Origin of the sequence: Neisseria dentiae, assembly GCF_014055005.1 — a bacterium.
In the GTDB taxonomy this organism is placed as follows: domain Bacteria; phylum Pseudomonadota; class Gammaproteobacteria; order Burkholderiales; family Neisseriaceae; genus Neisseria; species Neisseria dentiae.
The window spans coordinates 1,088,590-1,105,429 of the sequence record NZ_CP059570.1; the positions used below are offsets into that span (position 1 = coordinate 1,088,590).

13 protein-coding genes are annotated in these 16,840 nt (G+C 55.2%); 6 read left to right on the top strand and 7 right to left on the bottom strand.

The genetic code is table 11. The features are described from left to right. The first annotated feature begins 275 nt into the window (after positions 1-275). Entirely contained in the window at positions 276-1,373 is a 1,098-nt protein-coding gene (gene pstS / locus H3L92_RS05175) for a phosphate ABC transporter substrate-binding protein PstS (RefSeq protein WP_085364850.1), read from the top strand. A gap of 92 nt (positions 1,374-1,465) precedes the next feature. On the opposite strand, the gene H3L92_RS05180 is transcribed toward pstS, so the two are convergent. Beyond that, positions 1,466-2,662 (bottom strand): acetate kinase, encoded by a 1,197-nt coding sequence (locus H3L92_RS05180; protein WP_085364849.1) that lies wholly within the window; start codon positions 2,660-2,662, stop codon positions 1,466-1,468. A 155-nt stretch (positions 2,663-2,817) separates the two neighbouring features. After that, positions 2,818-3,828: a 2Fe-2S iron-sulfur cluster-binding protein gene (locus H3L92_RS05185; protein ID WP_085364848.1), complete on the bottom strand. Its 1,011-nt coding sequence runs from the start codon at positions 3,826-3,828 to the stop codon at positions 2,818-2,820. Between the two features lie 475 nt (positions 3,829-4,303). Here H3L92_RS05185 and H3L92_RS05190 point away from each other — a divergent pair, with 475 nt between their 5' ends. After that, the gene (locus H3L92_RS05190) at positions 4,304-4,579 is read left to right on the top strand and encodes a hypothetical protein (RefSeq protein ID WP_147286736.1); all 276 of its coding nucleotides are present in this window, start codon (positions 4,304-4,306) and stop codon (positions 4,577-4,579) included. 288 nt (positions 4,580-4,867) lie between these two features. Here the strand turns inward: H3L92_RS05190 and H3L92_RS05195 are convergent, their stop codons facing one another. Both H3L92_RS05195 and alaS read right to left on the bottom strand, forming a co-directional pair. Next, entirely contained in the window at positions 4,868-5,449 is a 582-nt protein-coding gene (locus tag H3L92_RS05195; RefSeq protein WP_085364846.1) for a hypothetical protein, read from the bottom strand. A gap of 83 nt (positions 5,450-5,532) precedes the next feature. Continuing rightward, positions 5,533-8,157 (bottom strand): alanine--tRNA ligase, encoded by a 2,625-nt coding sequence (gene alaS / locus H3L92_RS05200; protein ID WP_085364845.1) that lies wholly within the window; start codon positions 8,155-8,157, stop codon positions 5,533-5,535. A gap of 204 nt (positions 8,158-8,361) precedes the next feature. On the opposite strand from alaS, the gene H3L92_RS05205 reads away from it, so the two are divergent. Then, positions 8,362-9,207, top strand: a complete 846-nt coding sequence (locus H3L92_RS05205; protein WP_085364844.1) for a 23S rRNA (adenine(2030)-N(6))-methyltransferase RlmJ — start codon at positions 8,362-8,364, stop codon at positions 9,205-9,207. Positions 9,208-9,346: 139 nt separating this feature from the next. Continuing rightward, entirely contained in the window at positions 9,347-10,729 is a 1,383-nt protein-coding gene (locus tag H3L92_RS05210; protein WP_085364843.1) for a phosphomannomutase/phosphoglucomutase, read from the top strand. A gap of 308 nt (positions 10,730-11,037) precedes the next feature. Here the strand turns inward: H3L92_RS05210 and H3L92_RS05215 are convergent, their stop codons facing one another. Beyond that, positions 11,038-11,862, bottom strand: a complete 825-nt coding sequence (locus H3L92_RS05215) for a ferritin-like domain-containing protein (protein WP_085364842.1) — start codon at positions 11,860-11,862, stop codon at positions 11,038-11,040. A 220-nt stretch (positions 11,863-12,082) separates the two neighbouring features. On the opposite strand from H3L92_RS05215, the gene lolA reads away from it, so the two are divergent. After that, a complete protein-coding gene (gene lolA / locus H3L92_RS05220) occupies positions 12,083-12,700 on the top strand; it encodes an outer membrane lipoprotein periplasmic chaperone LolA (RefSeq protein WP_085364841.1) in 618 nt (205 codons plus the stop codon). 97 nt (positions 12,701-12,797) lie between these two features. Next, positions 12,798-14,786, top strand: coding sequence for a DNA mismatch repair endonuclease MutL (mutL, locus tag H3L92_RS05225; protein WP_085364840.1), 1,989 nt, complete (start codon positions 12,798-12,800; stop codon positions 14,784-14,786). A gap of 247 nt (positions 14,787-15,033) precedes the next feature. On the opposite strand, the gene H3L92_RS05230 is transcribed toward mutL, so the two are convergent. Both H3L92_RS05230 and H3L92_RS05235 read right to left on the bottom strand, forming a co-directional pair. Further along, positions 15,034-16,002 carry a phosphatidate cytidylyltransferase gene (locus tag H3L92_RS05230; protein WP_085364839.1) on the bottom strand — a complete coding sequence of 323 codons (969 nt, stop codon included), beginning with the start codon at positions 16,000-16,002 and terminating at the stop codon, positions 15,034-15,036. Further along, on the bottom strand, positions 15,999-16,679 hold the full coding sequence (locus H3L92_RS05235) for a lysophospholipid acyltransferase family protein (protein ID WP_085364838.1): 681 nt from the start codon (positions 16,677-16,679) through the stop codon (positions 15,999-16,001). Before H3L92_RS05235 ends, H3L92_RS05230 begins: the two co-directional genes overlap by 4 nt. Positions 16,680-16,840 lie beyond the last annotated feature (161 nt).

Sequence of the window (16,840 nt, forward strand, 5' to 3'; positions counted from 1 at the left end):
CGGGAATCCAGCCTTTAAACCATTAAGTATTTTATTTCAATAGTTTACGAAAACGACTGGATTCCCGCCTACGCGGGAATGACGATGGTTGAATATTTCAGACGGCCTCAATAAGTTTTGCAAAGGCCCCGGCCTCTTTATCTATCCGCTATAAAATGGTTTTTTTACAAAACCGCCCGCCGCTGTCATAAAGCTGAAACAAAAGCGGTTTAAACTGCCCGCATCGGTTAAACACCAACACCTTTACCTTTTAAACAAAAGAAAGAGAGAGAAGCATGAAAATCCGCATTCTAGCTGTTGCCGCTGCCACCGCCTTGGTTCTGACCGCCTGCGGCGGCAGCGATTCCACCCCGCCGCAGGCCAAGCAGCAAAACGCGGCGGCAAACGCCGAAAACGCCGTGCTCAACATTACCGGCGCGGGTGCATCGTTTCCGCAGCCGGTTTATGTGCAATGGGCGCAGGCTTTCCAAGCGGCCACCGGCGGCAAGGTGAATTATCAGTCTATCGGCTCTTCCGGCGGCGTGAAACAGATTAGCGCCAAAACCGTTCAGTTCGGCGCTTCCGATTCTCCCTTGAAAGCCGAAGAGTTGGAAAAACAGGGTTTGGTGCAGTTTCCCACCGTAATCGGCGGTGTGGTGCCGGTGGTGAATGTGGACGGCATCGTGGCGGGTGACCTGAAGCTCACCGGCGAAGTGCTGGCCGGCATCTATTTGGGCGACATCAAAAAATGGAACGACCCGAAAATCAAAGCCTTAAACCCCTCTCTGGTGTTGCCCGACGCGCCGATTACCACCGTATTCCGTTCAGACGGCTCGGGCACCAGCTTTATCTTCACCACTTATCTGAGCCAAGTGTCGCCCAAATGGAAAGACACGGTGGGCGCGGCCAACACCGTGAAGTGGCCCACTTCGGATTCGGGCACCGCAGGCAAGGGTAACGAAGGTGTGTCCACTTATGTGAACCGTGTGAAAAACTCCATCGGCTATGTGGAATATGCCTACGCCAAACAAAACAATATGGCGCATGTGCAAATGCAGAACGCGGCCGGCAAATTTGTGCAGCCTTCGCAGGAAAGCTTTGCCGCAGCGGCCGACGTGGATTGGAAAAGCATTCCCGGTTTCAGCCTCGTGCTAACCAACCAGCCCGCCGAAAAAGCCTGGCCGCTGGCTGCCGCCACCTTTATTCTGGTGCATAAAAAAGCCGACAACCCCGCGCAGGCAAAAGCCGTGCTCGACTTCTTCGACTGGTCTTACAAAAACGGCAACGAAGCTGCCGCCAAACTCGATTATGTGCCGCTGCCCGACAACGTAAAAGAGTTGGTGCGCGCCGAGTGGAAAACCATCACCGACAACCAAGGCAAAGCTGTTTATTGATGGCCGGATTCAGGTTTACGCAACACAACGCCAATAAAAAACCCTGCTTAACGCAGGGTTTTTTATTACCGGCGGATGCCGCCGGGTATTTATTACAGGCCGCTCAAACGGGCGGTGTCGTGGGCGATCATCAACTCTTCGTTGGTGGGAATCACCACCGCCAGCGCTTTGCTGTCGGCAGCGGTAATCACGCCGGCATTGCCGAAACGGGCGTTTTCGTTGGCCTGTTTGTCTTCGGTCAAACCCAAGAAGCCCAAATAGCCCAACACTTTGCTGCGGACCAGATTGGAGTTTTCGCCAATGCCGCCGGTAAACACCAAAGCGTCCAAACCGCCGGCGGCAACCGCCATAGAGGCAACGTATTTGGCCAAGCGGTAGGCAAATACTTCCAGCGCCAGTTTCGCGCCTTCGTGGCCTTTGCCCGCTTCTTCTTCGATGGTGCGGCAGTCGTTAGACAATTCCGAAATACCCAGCAGGCCCGATTTTTTGTTCAACATATCGGTAATCTGGGTGATGCTCATATTGGCGTTTTCGGCCAAAAACGAGAACACGCTCGGGTCAACGTCGCCGCTGCGGGTGCCCATTACCAAACCCTCCAGCGGGGTTAAGCCCATGCTGGTGTCCTGGCACTCGCCGTTGGCAACGGCGGCAATCGACGCACCGTTGCCCAAGTGGGCAATCACCATGCGCAGGCTGTTTTTGTCTTTACCCAGGAAACAGGCGGTTTCGTCGGCCACAAAGCGGTAGCTGGTGCCGTGGAAGCCGTAGCGGCGCAGGCCGTATTTGCGGTAAAACTCGCGCGGCACGGCATAGGTGTAGGCGTGTTCGGGAATGCTTTGGTGGAAAGCGGTGTCGAACACGGCCACATTCGGCAGGCCTTTGAAGATGCTTTGCGCAGCGCGGATACCCAATAAGTTGGCAGGGTTGTGCAGCGGAGCCAGCGGAATACATTTTTCAATGCCGTCCACCACTTCGGGCGTAATCACGATAGATTCGCTGTAAAGCTCGCCGCCGCTGACCACACGGTGGCCGACCGCCGCGATGCGGCTGTCGAGGCCGTGGGCTTTCAATTCTTCCATCAGCGCTTCCACCGCACCGGTGTGGTCGGGGTGGCGGGTTAAATCCACTTTGCGCTTTTCGCCGTTGGATTTAAACGTGATATACGCATCGGGCAGGTTCAGTTTTTCGGCCAGGCAGCTCAGCAAAACCTCGCCGCTGTCGTTATCCAATACCGCGCCTTTCAAAGAAGAACTGCCGCAGTTCAATACCAAAATCAGTTTGTCTGACATACTACGCTCCTAAATCACTGTTTTTAGACGGCCTCTGCCGCCGCTAAAGAAACATTTGAAAATAAAACGCTGCATTCTACCAAAATTTGCCGGCCGCCAAGCGGTTTGCCGGTATTTATTAAACAATAAATAACCTATATCAAAAACAGAAGCCGTTAAACCGCAGGTGAAAACGCGTCCGAAAAAAACGCGCCGGCAGGCAGGCCGCATTGTGCCACAAGCTGTTGCCGCGCCCCTTCGATCATAGCCAACGAACCGCAGGCATACACCTCATAACCCGACAAATCGGGATAATCGGCCGCAACATGGGCTTGGATATACCCCGTTGCCCCCTGCCAGCCCGCATCAGCACGGGAAAGCACCGGCGTAAAGCGGGCGTTGGGCAACTGCGCAACCAAATCCGCCGCTTCCTGCAAACGGTATAAATCGGCCTCGTGCCGCGCGCCCCAATAAAGATGCACCGCGCGCGTGTCGCCGTTTTCCGCCATCTGCTGCAAAATGCTGCGGATAGGCGCAAAGCCCGTGCCCGTGGCCATCAGAATCGCCGGTTTGCCGCCCTCTTGCAGCGTAAACGTACCCAACGGGCCGCGTACGCGCAAAATCGCCTTTTCCTTAACCAACGCATCCTCGCCGAACAGCATCCCCGAAAACAAACCGCCCTCGCGCTTGCGGATATGCAGCTCCAAACTTTCGGGCTGCGCCGGGCTGTTGGCAATCGAATAACTGCGCACTTGGCCGTTTTTCAGCAAAATATCGATATACTGCCCCGCCAAAAACGCAAATGGCGGCGCTTTGGGCAGCGCCAGCGTCAACACCGCCACATCGTGCCCGTAAACCACCGACGCCACCCGCGCGGGGAAAGTTTTAACCGGCGGCATGGCCGCACCGTTATAGCCCGGCACTTTCAGCACAATATCGCTTTGCGGCACCGCGCAACACATCAAAATCTTGCCTTGCGCCGCCTCTTCGGCGCTCAACGCCAACTCGGCATGCGCGCCCTGCGCCACTTCGCCGCCGGCAAGCTCGGCTTTGCACTGCCCGCAAATGCCGCTTTGGCACGAATGCGGCAGATTCAAACCCTGCCGCTTGGCGGCATTGAGAATGGGCTCCCCCGCTTCTGCGGTAAAAGCGGCATTATCGGGAGCAAGGGTAATGGTATAAGACATAAACGTTTATCAAATTAAATCAATTTAAAAGGCTCAGGCCGTCTGAAACCTTTTAGAACATCGCAGAAACTGCGCTTCGCTTGTTTTCAGACGGCCTGAATTATAAAACACAAACCATGAGCGGGGTTGCTTTTATAAAAAACACCCAAGCCACATCTGCCGCCAACCTGTTCAGGCAGGCTGAGACCTTTGTAAATTCGTTTGAGCCTTCTGAAACATCCGATTATCGTCATTCCCGCGCAGGCGGGAATTCAGTCAGTTTTTTTCATAAGCTATTGAAATAAAACACTTGATGGTTTTAAGGCTGGATTCCCGCCTGCACGGGAATGACGAGATACAAACGTTTTCAGGTTTGAATTGGCTTTTTTGCAAAGGTCTCAGACTGCTGCCCGATAGCAAACCACGGAAAATGAACTTTTCCAAACCGCCTTTATCACAGTTAAAACTTGCCTTCAACAAACACAAAGGAAACGAAATGACCCCAAGCAAAAAACTCTGGCTGCTCTGCCTTGCCGCCCTATTCAGCCTCGGCGCCTGCGGCGGCGATAACGAAACCGACCGCGACAACGGCTCGCAGTATCAGCAAAGCGACGATCGTGACGAGCGCGATGATGGAGATGAGAATCGCAACAACGACAACCGCGATGATGATGGGAACGGAGATAATCGGGATAACGGCCGCGATGACGACGATAACAACCGCAGCGACGATAATCAGGACGATAACGGCGATGATGGCGATAAACGCTAGCTGAAACACCCGAAAGCTTTACAACAAATATTTTTAAATGTCTTCTTCGTCATACTCGGGCTTGACCCGAGTATCTGCTATTTCCTTTGAAACAATAAAGATACTCGGGTCAAGCCCGAGTATGACGGAGGCTGTTTAGCGTTGGGTTACAGTAGAATCACCGCAAGTCGGGTTAAGGTAAAAGCCTAACCCGACAAAATATCTACTCTTTATGATTGAAATTATTTTCAGACAGAAAGTTATTATAATATTCTGATACTTAAAAGCTTTCATAAAAATGGTTTGATATTAACTTTCCGGAAACAATTCAGCAGCCGACCTTGTGATGTAAAATAGTCTTGCTCCTTTCCCATTATAATCTTTGTGAAGAAGCCCTAATGAACATAATTGGCGCAAATCATCTTCAATAAATCTAGGTTCCTCAAGTTTAATTCTACCATTTCCTTGCCTATCCATTATTTGAAAATGGTGCCCTCCCATCGTTTTAATCTCAAGGAAAAAACTACCTCCCGATTCATGTAATTGCCTTAGGATAGACATCGCTTGATTTGAAATTGAGTTATTTCTAGGAAAAGCATTAGCGAGTTGAGAAAACCCATTTATATGGGAAGCTAAATGCAATAATAGACTATCCAATTGCAAAATTTTGTTCAGTAACTCTTGATGATTCTGATTTAGAAGTTCTCCCAGACCTGAAACTAAATTTTTATTAGAACTTATAGCCTCTAAAATTTCAGTATGCCTATTAGTCTCTAACCATTCTAAAAATTCTTCATATTCATTTTCTGATGCCTGGTGTCTTTCAGCTTTAAACATTCCAATTAAACTAATGATATTAGCGAATGCACCAGCAATAGCTAGGGGATCCATCGTTTATCTCCATAAAATTTTTTAATAAACAGCTATTAGGCCGTCTGAAAAGTTTCAGACGGCCTATTCAATTACCCTCCTATTCAAGCCAGCTTGCCGCCGACCCAATCTGCTACGCTATCCAGCGCTTCGGGCAGTTTACCCACTTCGGTTCCGCCTGCCTGTGCCAAATCCGGCCGGCCGCCGCCTTTGCCGCCGATTTGTTCGGCAACGAATTTCACCAAGTCGCCGGCTTTCACTTTTGCCGTCAACGGCTTGGACACGCCCGCGCACAGCGATGCTTTGCCGTCGTTTACCGCTGCCAGCAGGATCACGGCGTTGTCGGATTTGCCTGCAAGGTCGGTAACGATGTCGCGCAGGGCGCCTGCTTCAGCGTCGATTTGGGCAACCACCAGTTTGGCTGCGCCTAAATCGCGTGCGTTGTCCAGCAGTTTGGCGCCGGCGTGTACCGCCAGTTCGGCTTTGGCTTTGGCCAATTCTTTTTCCAATGCTTTGCTTTGCGCGGCATGGGCTTGGATTTTGGCCAACACGTCTTTTTCGGTTTGCGCTTTCACTTCGCCGATGATGTCGCACACCAAGCGCTCTTGGCTTTGCGCCCATTTGAGGGCGTTCAGGCCGGTGATGGCTTCGATGCGGCGGATGCCGGCAGCGATGCCGCCTTCGCTGATGATTTTGAAGAGGCCGATGTCGCCGGTGCGGGAAACGTGGGTGCCGCCGCACAATTCGGTGGAAAAATCGCCCATCTGCAACACGCGCACTTCGTCGCCGTATTTTTCGCCGAACAGCATCATGGCGCCGGTTTTTTGTGCCTCTTCCATGCTCATCAGCGCGGCTTTCACTTCGACGTTGGCGAGAATGGCGGCGTTCACGCGGCGCTCGACTTCGGCGATTTCTTCGGCACTAACAGCCTGCGGGTGTGAAATATCGAAGCGGGTTACTTCGGCGGTTACCAGCGAGCCTTTTTGTTCGACATGGCTGCCGAGCACGTCGCGCAGGGCTTGGTGCATCAGGTGGGTGGCGCTGTGGTTGCGCATATTGGCGTTGCGGATGTCGTTGTCGATTTCGGCGGTGATGCTGTCGCCCACTTTCAGACGGCCTGAAACCACGATGCCGAACTGGCCGTGTACGGCGGCTTTGATTTTTTGTGTGTCGCGCACTTCGAAACGGTTGCCGCCGGCGGAAATATAGCCGACATCGCCGATTTGGCCGCCGCTTTCGGCGTAGAACGGGGTGCGGTCGAGCACCACGGCGCCGCTGTCGCCTTCGGCCAATTCTTCCACCGGCTCGCTGCCTTTATAGAGGGCGAGGATTTTGGCTTCGGTTTGGCGTTCGGTGTAGCCGGTGAATTCGGTGTCCTGCCCTTCGTAGGCCAGTTGGGTGTCGGCTTTGAAGTTTTGCGCGGCGCGGGCGCGGGCGCGCTGGGCTTCCATTTCGCGGTTGAAGCCTTCTTCGTCCATATCGATATTGCGCTCGCGGCAGATGTCGGCGGTCAGGTCGTAGGGAAAACCGTAGGTGTCGTAAAGTTTGAAAATAACCTCGCCGCCCAGTGTTTTGGTGTCATCGGCCAGCGCGTTTTCCAGCAAAGCCATGCCGGTTTCCAATGTTTGGGCGAAACGGGTTTCTTCGTTTTTCAATGCTTCTTCGATTTGCGCCTGACGCTCTTTCAACTCGGGGTAGGCATCGCCCATTTCTTTGACCAAATCAGGCACCAGTTTGTAGAAGAAGGCGTTTTTCTGGCCGAGTTTGTAGCCATGGCGCACGGCGCGGCGGATGATGCGGCGCAACACATAGCCGCGGCCTTCGTTGCTTGGCATCACGCCGTCGGCTATCAGGAAGGAGCAGGCGCGGATGTGGTCGGCAATCACTTTCAGGCTGGGAATATCCATGCTGAAGGCCACACCGGTTTCGCGGGCGGCGGCTTTGAGCAGGTTTTCAAACAAATCGATTTCGTAGTTGCTGTTCACATGCTGCATCACGGCGGCCATGCGCTCCAAGCCCATGCCGGTATCCACCGAGGGTTTGGGCAGCGGGTTCATATTGCCCGCCTCGTCGCGGTTGAACTGCATGAATACGTTGTTCCAGATTTCGATAAAGCGGTCGCCGTCTTCTTCGGCGCTTCCCGGAGGGCCGCCCCAGATATGCTCGCCGTGGTCGTAGAAAATCTCGGTGCAGGGGCCGCAGGGGCCGGTGTCGCCCATCTGCCAGAAGTTGTCGGAGGTGTAGCGGCCGCCTTTGTTGTCGCCGATGCGGATGATTTTTTCGGCGGGCAGGCCGATTTCGTTGAGCCAGATGTTGTAGGCTTCGTCGTCTTCGGCGTAAACGGTGGCCAACAGTTTTTCTTTGGGCAGGTTCAGCCATTCGGGGCTGGTGAGGAATTCCCAAGCGAATTTGATGGCGTCGTGCTTGAAATAGTCGCCGAACGAGAAGTTGCCCATCATTTCAAAGAAGGTGTGGTGGCGGGCGGTGTAGCCGACGTTTTCAAGGTCGTTGTGTTTGCCGCCGGCACGCACGCATTTTTGCGCGGTGGTAGCGCGGTTGTAGGGGCGTTTGTCGAAGCCGAGAAACACGTCTTTAAATTGGTTCATGCCGGCGTTGGTGAACAGCAGCGTCGGGTCGTCGTGCGGCACCAGCGAAGAGGAAGGCACAATCTGGTGGCCTTTGCTTTCAAAGAATTTTAAGAATTTTTGGCGGAGTTCTGCGGTTTTCATAGTGGTTTCTGCAATGGGTTAAACGGTTTCAGACGGCCTCGAAACGAAACATCAGGCCGTCTGAAAAACTGAATAAAAAATCCTGCGTATCTTACCGCAGATTTGCCCCTGCGCCTACTCAAACGCACGGCGCGCGCCGAGCCTACCCCTTGGCGGCCGCTTCATTTAAAATCGCGTTTTCCCACCTTTTCAGACGGCCTCTTCATGCTCAGCTACCGCCACGCTTTCCACGCCGGCAACCATGCCGATATGCTTAAACATTTCGTGCTCTACCTCACGCTCGAATATTTCAACCGCAAAGACAAGCCTTATTGGTATATCGACACCCACAGCGGCGCGGGTTTGTATGATTTGGGCGGCAGCGAAGCGCAGAAAGTGGGCGAATACAAACAAGGCATCGGGCGTTTGCAGCAGGCGCGGCAACTGCCCGAGCCGCTGCAAGCGTTTGCAGGCCGTCTGAAAAGCATTCTGCCGCAGCCCGGCCTTTATTGCGGCTCGCCGTGGCTAGCGCAGGCATTAACCCGCCCTGCCGACAAGCTGCGCCTGTTTGAGCTGCATCCGGCCGATTTCAAACATTTGCAGCACAATATGCAGGAAGCCCGCTTGGGCAGGCGCGGCCAAATCATGCAGGCCGACGGCTATCAGGGTTTGATTTCCCTGCTGCCGCCCCCGACCCGCCGTGCCGTGGTGCTTATCGACCCGCCCTACGAAGAAAAACAGGATTACGCGCGCGTGGCGCACACTTTAAAAGAAGCGCAAAAACGTTTCGAATCAGGCTGCTATTTAGTGTGGTATCCCTGCCTGAGCCGCGAAGAGAGCCGCAAACTGCCGCAGCAGCTAAGCAAACTTTCGCCCGAAAACTATTTGCAGGCCGAGCTTTATGTGCACGCGCCGCGCGCCGACGGCTTCGGCATGCACGGCAGCGGCATGTTCGTTATCAACCCGCCCTACCTGCTGGCACAGCAGTTGCAGGAAACCCTGCCCGCCCTCACCACCCTGCTCGCGCAAGACGAAAGCGCACGCTTCGTGCTGGATTATGCGGTTAAATAAACGCAGCCCGATAACTTAAGCTACATCAAAGGCCGTCTGAAAACAAACGCAGCAAAGCCCAAATGCGTTCAGACGGCCTCAGCGTGCTGTGCTACAATCGGCCAAGCTTCTGTTTATAAAACTCAACAAAGGAAAAATCATGGCAACCATCGCCCGCGACATCTTCAAAGCCTACGATATCCGCGGCATCGTCGGCAAAACCCTCACCAACGAAGCCGCCTACCTAATCGGCAAGGCCATCGCCGCCCGCGCCGCCGCACAAGGTATCAAAAAAATCGCCCTCGGCCGCGACGGCCGCCTCAGCGGCCCCGAGCTGATGGAAAACATCTCGCGCGGCTTCACCGAAAGCGGCATCGACGTACTCAACGTCGGCATGGTTGCCACGCCCATGCTCTATTTCGCCGCCATTCAGGAATGCGGCGGCAGCGGCGTGATGATTACCGGCAGCCACAACCCGCCCGACTACAACGGCTTCAAAATGATGCTCGGCGGCGACACGCTGGCGGGCGAAGCCATTCAGGAACTGCTCGCCGCCATCGAAAACGACCGCTTCGTCAGCGGCGCAGCGGCAGGCAGCGTGAGCGGAAAAGACATTTTCCCGCAATATCTCGAAACCATCGTCGGCCACATCAAGCTCAAACGCCCGATGAAAATCGTTGCCGACGCAGGCAACGGCGTGGCCGGCGCATTCGCAGGCACGCTCTACCGCGCGCTCGGCTGCGAAGTAACCGAACTCTTCTGCGATGTTGACGGCAACTTCCCCAACCACCACCCCGACCCCGCCAAGCCCAAAAACCTGCAAGACGTGATTAACGAGCTGAAAAACAGCGATGCCGAAATCGGCCTGGCTTTCGACGGCGACGGCGACCGCCTGGGCCTGGTAACCAAAGAAGGCAACATCATCTACCCCGACCGCCAACTGATGCTGTTCGCCCAAGACGTCTTAAGCCGCAACCCCGGCGCGAAAGTGATTTTCGACGTAAAATCCACCCGCCTCTTGGCACCGTGGATACGCGAACACGGCGGCGAACCGGTTATGGAAAAAACCGGCCACAGCTTCATCAAATCTTCGATGAAGAAAAACGGCGCGCTGGTGGCGGGCGAAATGAGCGGCCACACCTTCTTTAAAGAGCGCTGGTTCGGCTTCGACGACGGCCTTTATGCAGGCTGCCGCATGTTGGAAATCCTATCCGCTTCCGACAACCCCTCCGCCGTGCTCAACGCCCTGCCGCAAAGCATTTCCACCCCCGAAATCAACATCGACCTGCCCGAAGGCAGCAACGGCCACCAAGTGATTGAAGAATTGGCGAAAACCGCAAAATTCGACGGTGCCGCCGAAATCATCACCATCGACGGCCTGCGCGTAGAGTTCGCCGACGGCTTCGGCCTGATGCGCGCCTCCAATACCACGCCCGTGTTGGTGCTGCGTTTCGAAGCCGACAGCGAAGAAGCCATCGGCCGCATTCAAAACCAGTTTAAAGCCGTGATCGAAAGCAACCCCGCGCTGCATTGGCCGCTGTAAAACCGTTTTAAACCGATAACCGGTTTGATATGGCTTTCAGGCCGTCTGAAAACAAGCGAAGCGCAGTTTTCAGACGGCCTGAATATTTTTATAGTGAATTCAACTAAGAAACCCCATGCCGTCATTCCCGCTCAGGCGTGAATCCAAAGGTTTGGGGTTGCTGTAATCTCAAAATATTCCTGAAAATCTGAAGTCTGGATTCCCGCCTGCGCGGGAATGACGACAGGGAAATATTTACTGCATATCTGAACAATTTTGCAAAGGTTCCAAAGCTTTCAAAATATCATGCAAAACCCGCCGGTTTCCGTTTATCCCCGCCCCAATCCGCGCTCGAAATCTTCCAGCATATCCAGCTCGAAACGGCTGAAGCCCGCCCGTTCGCGCGCTTCGATATTCACATAACCCCTGAAAATAAACAGGTCGTAGCGCGAAATCAGCATGCGGAACAATGCCACCGGTTCCAAACCGCGCTCGGCGCACAGATATTGATACCAATGATTGCCGATTTGCACATGGCCCACTTCGTCGCGGTAGATAATATCCAGCACGGCGCAGGTTTCGGCATCGCCTTTCTGCTCCACTTTGGCGCGGATGGCGGGGGTAACGTCCAGCCCGCGCGCTTCGAGCACACGGGGCACCAAGGCCATGCGCAGCAGCGGGTCGAATGCGGTTTTATAGGCCATGTCCCACAAATGGTTGTGTGCCTCGAAATCGCCGTAATCAAAACCATGCGCCTGCAAGCGCGCGCGCATCAGCCTGAAATGGCCGGCCTCTTCTTGAGCCACGCGTATCCAGTCGGCGGTAAATGCTGCGGGCAGGGTGCGGAAGCGGTAGGCCGCATCGAGCGCCAGATTCACGGCGTTGAATTCGATGTGGCAGATTGCGTGCAGCATCGCCGCGTAGCCTTCGGGCGTATTCATTTTGCGCGGGCGCACGGCATTGGCCGGCACCAGCCGGGGCTTGGCCGGTCGTCCGGCGAAACGGAAATCTTCGGGGGCTTCTGCGGGCGCGTTATCCAGCAGGCCGTCTGAAAAAGCGGCGGATATTTCATCGGTTAAACGGCATTTTGCTTCAGGATCGCATTCGTTTAACGCAGATAAAAGCGCGGGAAAAACGGATTGTGTTGTATTCATGTGATACATTATAACGGTAAACGGGCTTTAAATTCAGGTTAAACAGCGGGCCGTTTTGCGCCTGCCTATAAGCATTTAGGTTTTCAGACGGCCTTTACACAGGAACAAGCCGCGTTTTGCGGCACACCAAAGTATTGTATTTCCCGCCCGAAGGCTTAAGATACGCCTTACCAATCTGCGGGAATCAGATTGATTTTCTTCCTGAAAGGAATATTTCACTATGCAGAAAAAACAAATGTTCGCCACTTTCGCCGCTATGCTTGCCTTAGGCATCGGCAGCGCGCACGCAGGCGCAATCGATGCGCTGAAAAAATTCAACGCCGATGCCGACGGTATCAGCGGCAGCTTTACCCAAACCGTAAAGAGCAAAAAGAAAACCCAAACCACCAACGGCACGTTCCAGATTCTGCGCCCCGGCCTGTTCAAATGGCAATATACCAGCCCCTACAAGCAAACCATTGTGGGCGACGGCAAAACCATCTGGCTTTATGATGTCGATCTGGCACAGGTAACCAAATCATCGCAAGACCAAACCATAGGCGACAGCCCCGCCGCGATTCTGTCTAACAAATCCGCGCTCGACAGCAGCTATTCGCTGAAAGAAGACGGCTCTGCCGGCGGCATCGATTATGTGCGCGCGCTGCCCAAGAAAAACAACGCGGGCTACCAATATATCCGCATCGGCTTCAAAGGCGACGCGCTGGCCGCCATGCAGTTGAAAGACAGCTTCGGCAACGAAACCACCATCCGCTTCAACAACGTCAACATGAAACCCAACCTCGCGCGCAGCGCGTTCTCTTTCACGCCACCCAAAGGCGTGGACGTGTTGAGCAATTAAGCGCAAACAACCGCCTCTCAGGCCGTCTGAAAGTTTTCAGACGGCCTTTGCGCTATAATCCGCCCACCCGTTCCAACTTTGCAACAGAAAGCCGCACATGAAACGCATCGCCGCCCTGCCCGATCATCTTGTCAACCAAATCGCCGCCGGCGAAGTGGTGGAACGCCCCGCCAACGCGCTGAAAGAAATCGTTGAAAACAGCATCGACGCAGGCGCCACGGCGGTAGAAGTGGAGCTTTCCGGCGGCGGCATACGCCAAATCCGCGTGAGCGACAACGGCAGCGGCATCCACGCCGACGATATCGCCCTCGCCCTGCACCGCCACGCCACCAGCAAAATCCAAACCCTCAGCGATTTGGAACACGTTGCCAGCATGGGTTTCCGCGGCGAAGGCCTGGCCAGCATCGCCTCGGTGAGCCGCCTCACACTTACCAGCCGCACGCCCGATAGCGCACACGCCAACCAAGTGAAAGCCGAAGACGGCAAACTCAGCAGCCCCGCCGCCGCCGCCCACCCCGTCGGCACCACCGTGGAAGTGGCCGAACTGTTTTTCAACACCCCCGCGCGGCGCAAGTTTTTGAAATCGGAAAACACCGAATACGCCCACTGCGCCACCATGCTCGAGCGCCTCGCGCTGGCGCACCCGTACATCGCCTTTTCGCTCAAGCGCGACGGCAAACAGGTATTCAAATACCCCGTGCAGAGCCAAAACGAGCGCATTGCCGCCATTGTCGGCCAAGATTTTCAGACGGCCTCCATCGAAATCGACAGCGGCGCAGGCACCATGCACCTCTACGGCGCCATCGCCAAACCCACTTTTGCCAAAGGCCGTGCCGACAAACAATACTGCTTCGTCAACCGCCGCTTCGTGCGCGACAAAGTGATGCTGCACGCCGTCAAACAAGCCTACCGCGACGTGCTGCACAACGCCGTTACCCCTTCATTCGTGCTGTTTCTCGACCTGCCGCCCGAAGCGGTTGATGTAAACGTGCACCCCACCAAAACCGAAATCCGCTTCCGCGACAGCCAGGCCGTGCACCAGCTCGTGTTCCACACGCTCGATAAAGCGCTGGCCGCCACCCGCGCCGACCAAACCGAAAGCGTCGGCAACGCAGGCAGCATTTTGGGGCTGGCAACCCAAAGGCCGTCTGAAAGCCCGGAAAACCTTTCGGAAACATCGTTCCCGCACGGTTCATCCCCAAGCGGCCTGCAAGCCGCACCGCAACAGCAAACCTTTGGCGGCTTCGGCGGCGCAAAATCCGCACCCGCACCCTATTCCGCCGCCCGTGCGCCCGCGCAGCGCGGCTTGTCGTTACAGGAAAGCCGCGCCGCACTCGACACCTATGCCGAACTCTACCGCCGCACCGAAACCGACGACGACATCGAATTAAGCCAATTCGAGCAGGCGCGCTTCGGCGGTAATGCGCCGCCTGCTTTTTCAGACGGCCACCAAACCGCCCGCGACACCGGCAACGGCGAAGCAGCGCAGGCCGGAAACAGCCCCCCTTTGGGTTTCGCCATCGCCCAACTGCTGGGCATCTATATTCTCGCCCAAGCCGAAGACAGCCTGCTGCTCATCGATATGCACGCCGCCGCCGAGCGCGTGAACTACGAAAAAATGAAAGCCCAGCGCGAAAAACTCGGCAGCCTGCAAAGCCAGCGGCTGCTGCTGCCCGTAACCTTTCAGGCCAGCCACGAAGAAACCGCCGCCCTCGCCGACCACGGCGAAGCCCTGCGCCCGTTCGGATTGGAGCTGTCCGACATGGGGGGCAACACCATCGCCGTGCGCGCCGTGCCCGCCATGCTCGGCAAAAGCGACGTGGCAGCCCTCGCCCGCGACATGCTGCGCGAAATCGCCCAAGTCGGCAGCAGCCGCGCAGTCGAAGCGCGCGAAAACCAAATCCTCTCCACCATGGCCTGCCACGGATCCATCCGCGCCGGCCGCCGCCTGACCCTGCCCGAAATGAACGCCCTGTTGCGCGATATGGAAAACACCCCCCGCAGCAACCAGTGCAACCACGGCCGCCCCACTTGGGTGAAACTTACGCTGAAAGAATTGGACGCGTTGTTTTTGCGCGGGCAATGAACCGCAGCGGCAATTGTGAAACAGTCTTTATATCTAATCCACTTAAGAAAAAGCACACGCGCAATACTCGGGCTTGGCCCGAGTATGACGAAACTGTTACTAAACAAGTGGTTTAACTATATCTGTACTGCCGGTGGCTTGCTGCCTTGTGCCGAAGTGTGGATTCGCCATACAAAATGCGTTCAGGCCGTCTGAAAAGCTTCAAATCACCTTTTCAGACGGCCTGAACGCATTTTTATAACGTCCGCTAACCGTTCCAAAAATACCGCACGATATGAAAAAACACCGGTGCGGCAAAACAGATGGAATCCACACGGTCGAGCATACCGCCGTGGCCTTGAATCATATTGCCCCAGTCTTTTACACCGTGGTCGCGCTTGATGGCCGACATCACCAGGCCGCCGAAAAAGCCCATCAGGCAGATAATCAAACCGATTAAGCCGGCCTGCCAGGCTGTGAACGGGGTAATCGGCGCCATCAGCACGGCCAGCAGCGTGGCCGAGGCAATCCCGCCCACCGTGCCCGCCACGGTTTTGGAAGGCGAGAGAGCGGGCATGATTTTGCGCCTGCCTATGGTTTTGCCCCAAATATATTGCAAAACGTCGCTCGACTGCACCACGCCTATCATAAAAATCAGCAGCAACACGTTTTGCCCGGGCGCAAAGCCCTCCAAGCGCAGGTTCATCAACGCCGGAACGTGCGAGAGGCAGAAAACGGCAATCATCGCCGCCCATTGTGTTTTGGCGGTGCGTTGCAGAAAGTCTTCGGTTTTGCCGCTCAGGCTGGCGATAATCGGCAGCAGCAAAAAGCCGTAAACCGGAATAAAAATTGAAAACATGCCGTACCATTCGGTGTAAACGAAATAATATTGCACGGGCAGCAACACATAAAAACACACCAGCATCACGTTGTAGTCGCTGCGGCGTTTATAAACCAGCGTGAGAAACTCGCGCAGCGCCGCAAACGAAATCAGAAAAAACAGAATCACGGTGCCGGTTTTGCCGAACCAGAAAGCCAGCAGCAGCACCAGCGTCATCACCCACCACGCATACACGCGGGCGTTGAGGTTGGCGATGGTGGCGTTGCCCGTGCCTTTTTTGCGTTTCAGCCACTGCCCGATAACGCTGGCCAACACCAGCACGGCGAATATGCCCGTGAAAATCCAGCCGGCCTGCGGCGGAATATGCGGCGAAACGGTGGAAACAAACGGATTCATACCGCGCCCTCCTCTTGTTGTCGGCACGCCTGCTGTTTTTCGGGCGGCGCCAGCGAGAGCAAAGCATTACGGCTGCGTTTCAAAAAGGCTTCTTTGCCCTCGCCCTCATGCAGGCGCACGGCTTCGCCTATGTTCACGTCGCACAGCAGCGGCACGGGCAGAAACGTGCCTTTGGGCAGCACATGGTTGATGTTGTTGATCCACATCGGTACAAAACATACATCGGGATTGGCCGCCGCCAAGTGGTAGATGCCGCTTTTAAACGGCAACAGCACCACATCGTCATCGGTGTTGCGCGTGCCTTCGGGGAAAATAATCAGCGAATCGCCGTTTTGCAGCGCTTCGGTCATCTGTTCGGTAACCGCCTGCGGGTTGCCGCCGTTGCGCGGAATCAACAGAGCGTTGAATACGCGCCTGATAATGAAACGCTTCAGGCGGTTGGTCAGCCAATAGTCGGCACCGGCCACCGGCCGCACGCGCATACGCCAGCGGCGCGGCAGCGAAATCCACACCAACACGAAATCGCCGTGGCTGCCGTGGTTGGCGTAATACACTTTTTTCTCGGGGTTGAAAGCCAGGCTGCCTGCCGCTTTCGGCCTCACGCCGGTTAAAAACGACACAAACAGGCACAAACCCTGGTCGGTTAACCAGGCAAGATGTTTTTTCAGAAATTCCATGTTTCTCCCTTTTGGATTCCCGCTATACAAAATCTTCGTTTTACCGCTGCGGCATCGGCGCGTATGCCGTTATACAGAAATTAAAGGCCGAGACCTTTGCAAACTGCCTTCGGGCCGTCTGAAATGTTTGATTTCGTCATTCCCGCGCAGGCGGGAATCCA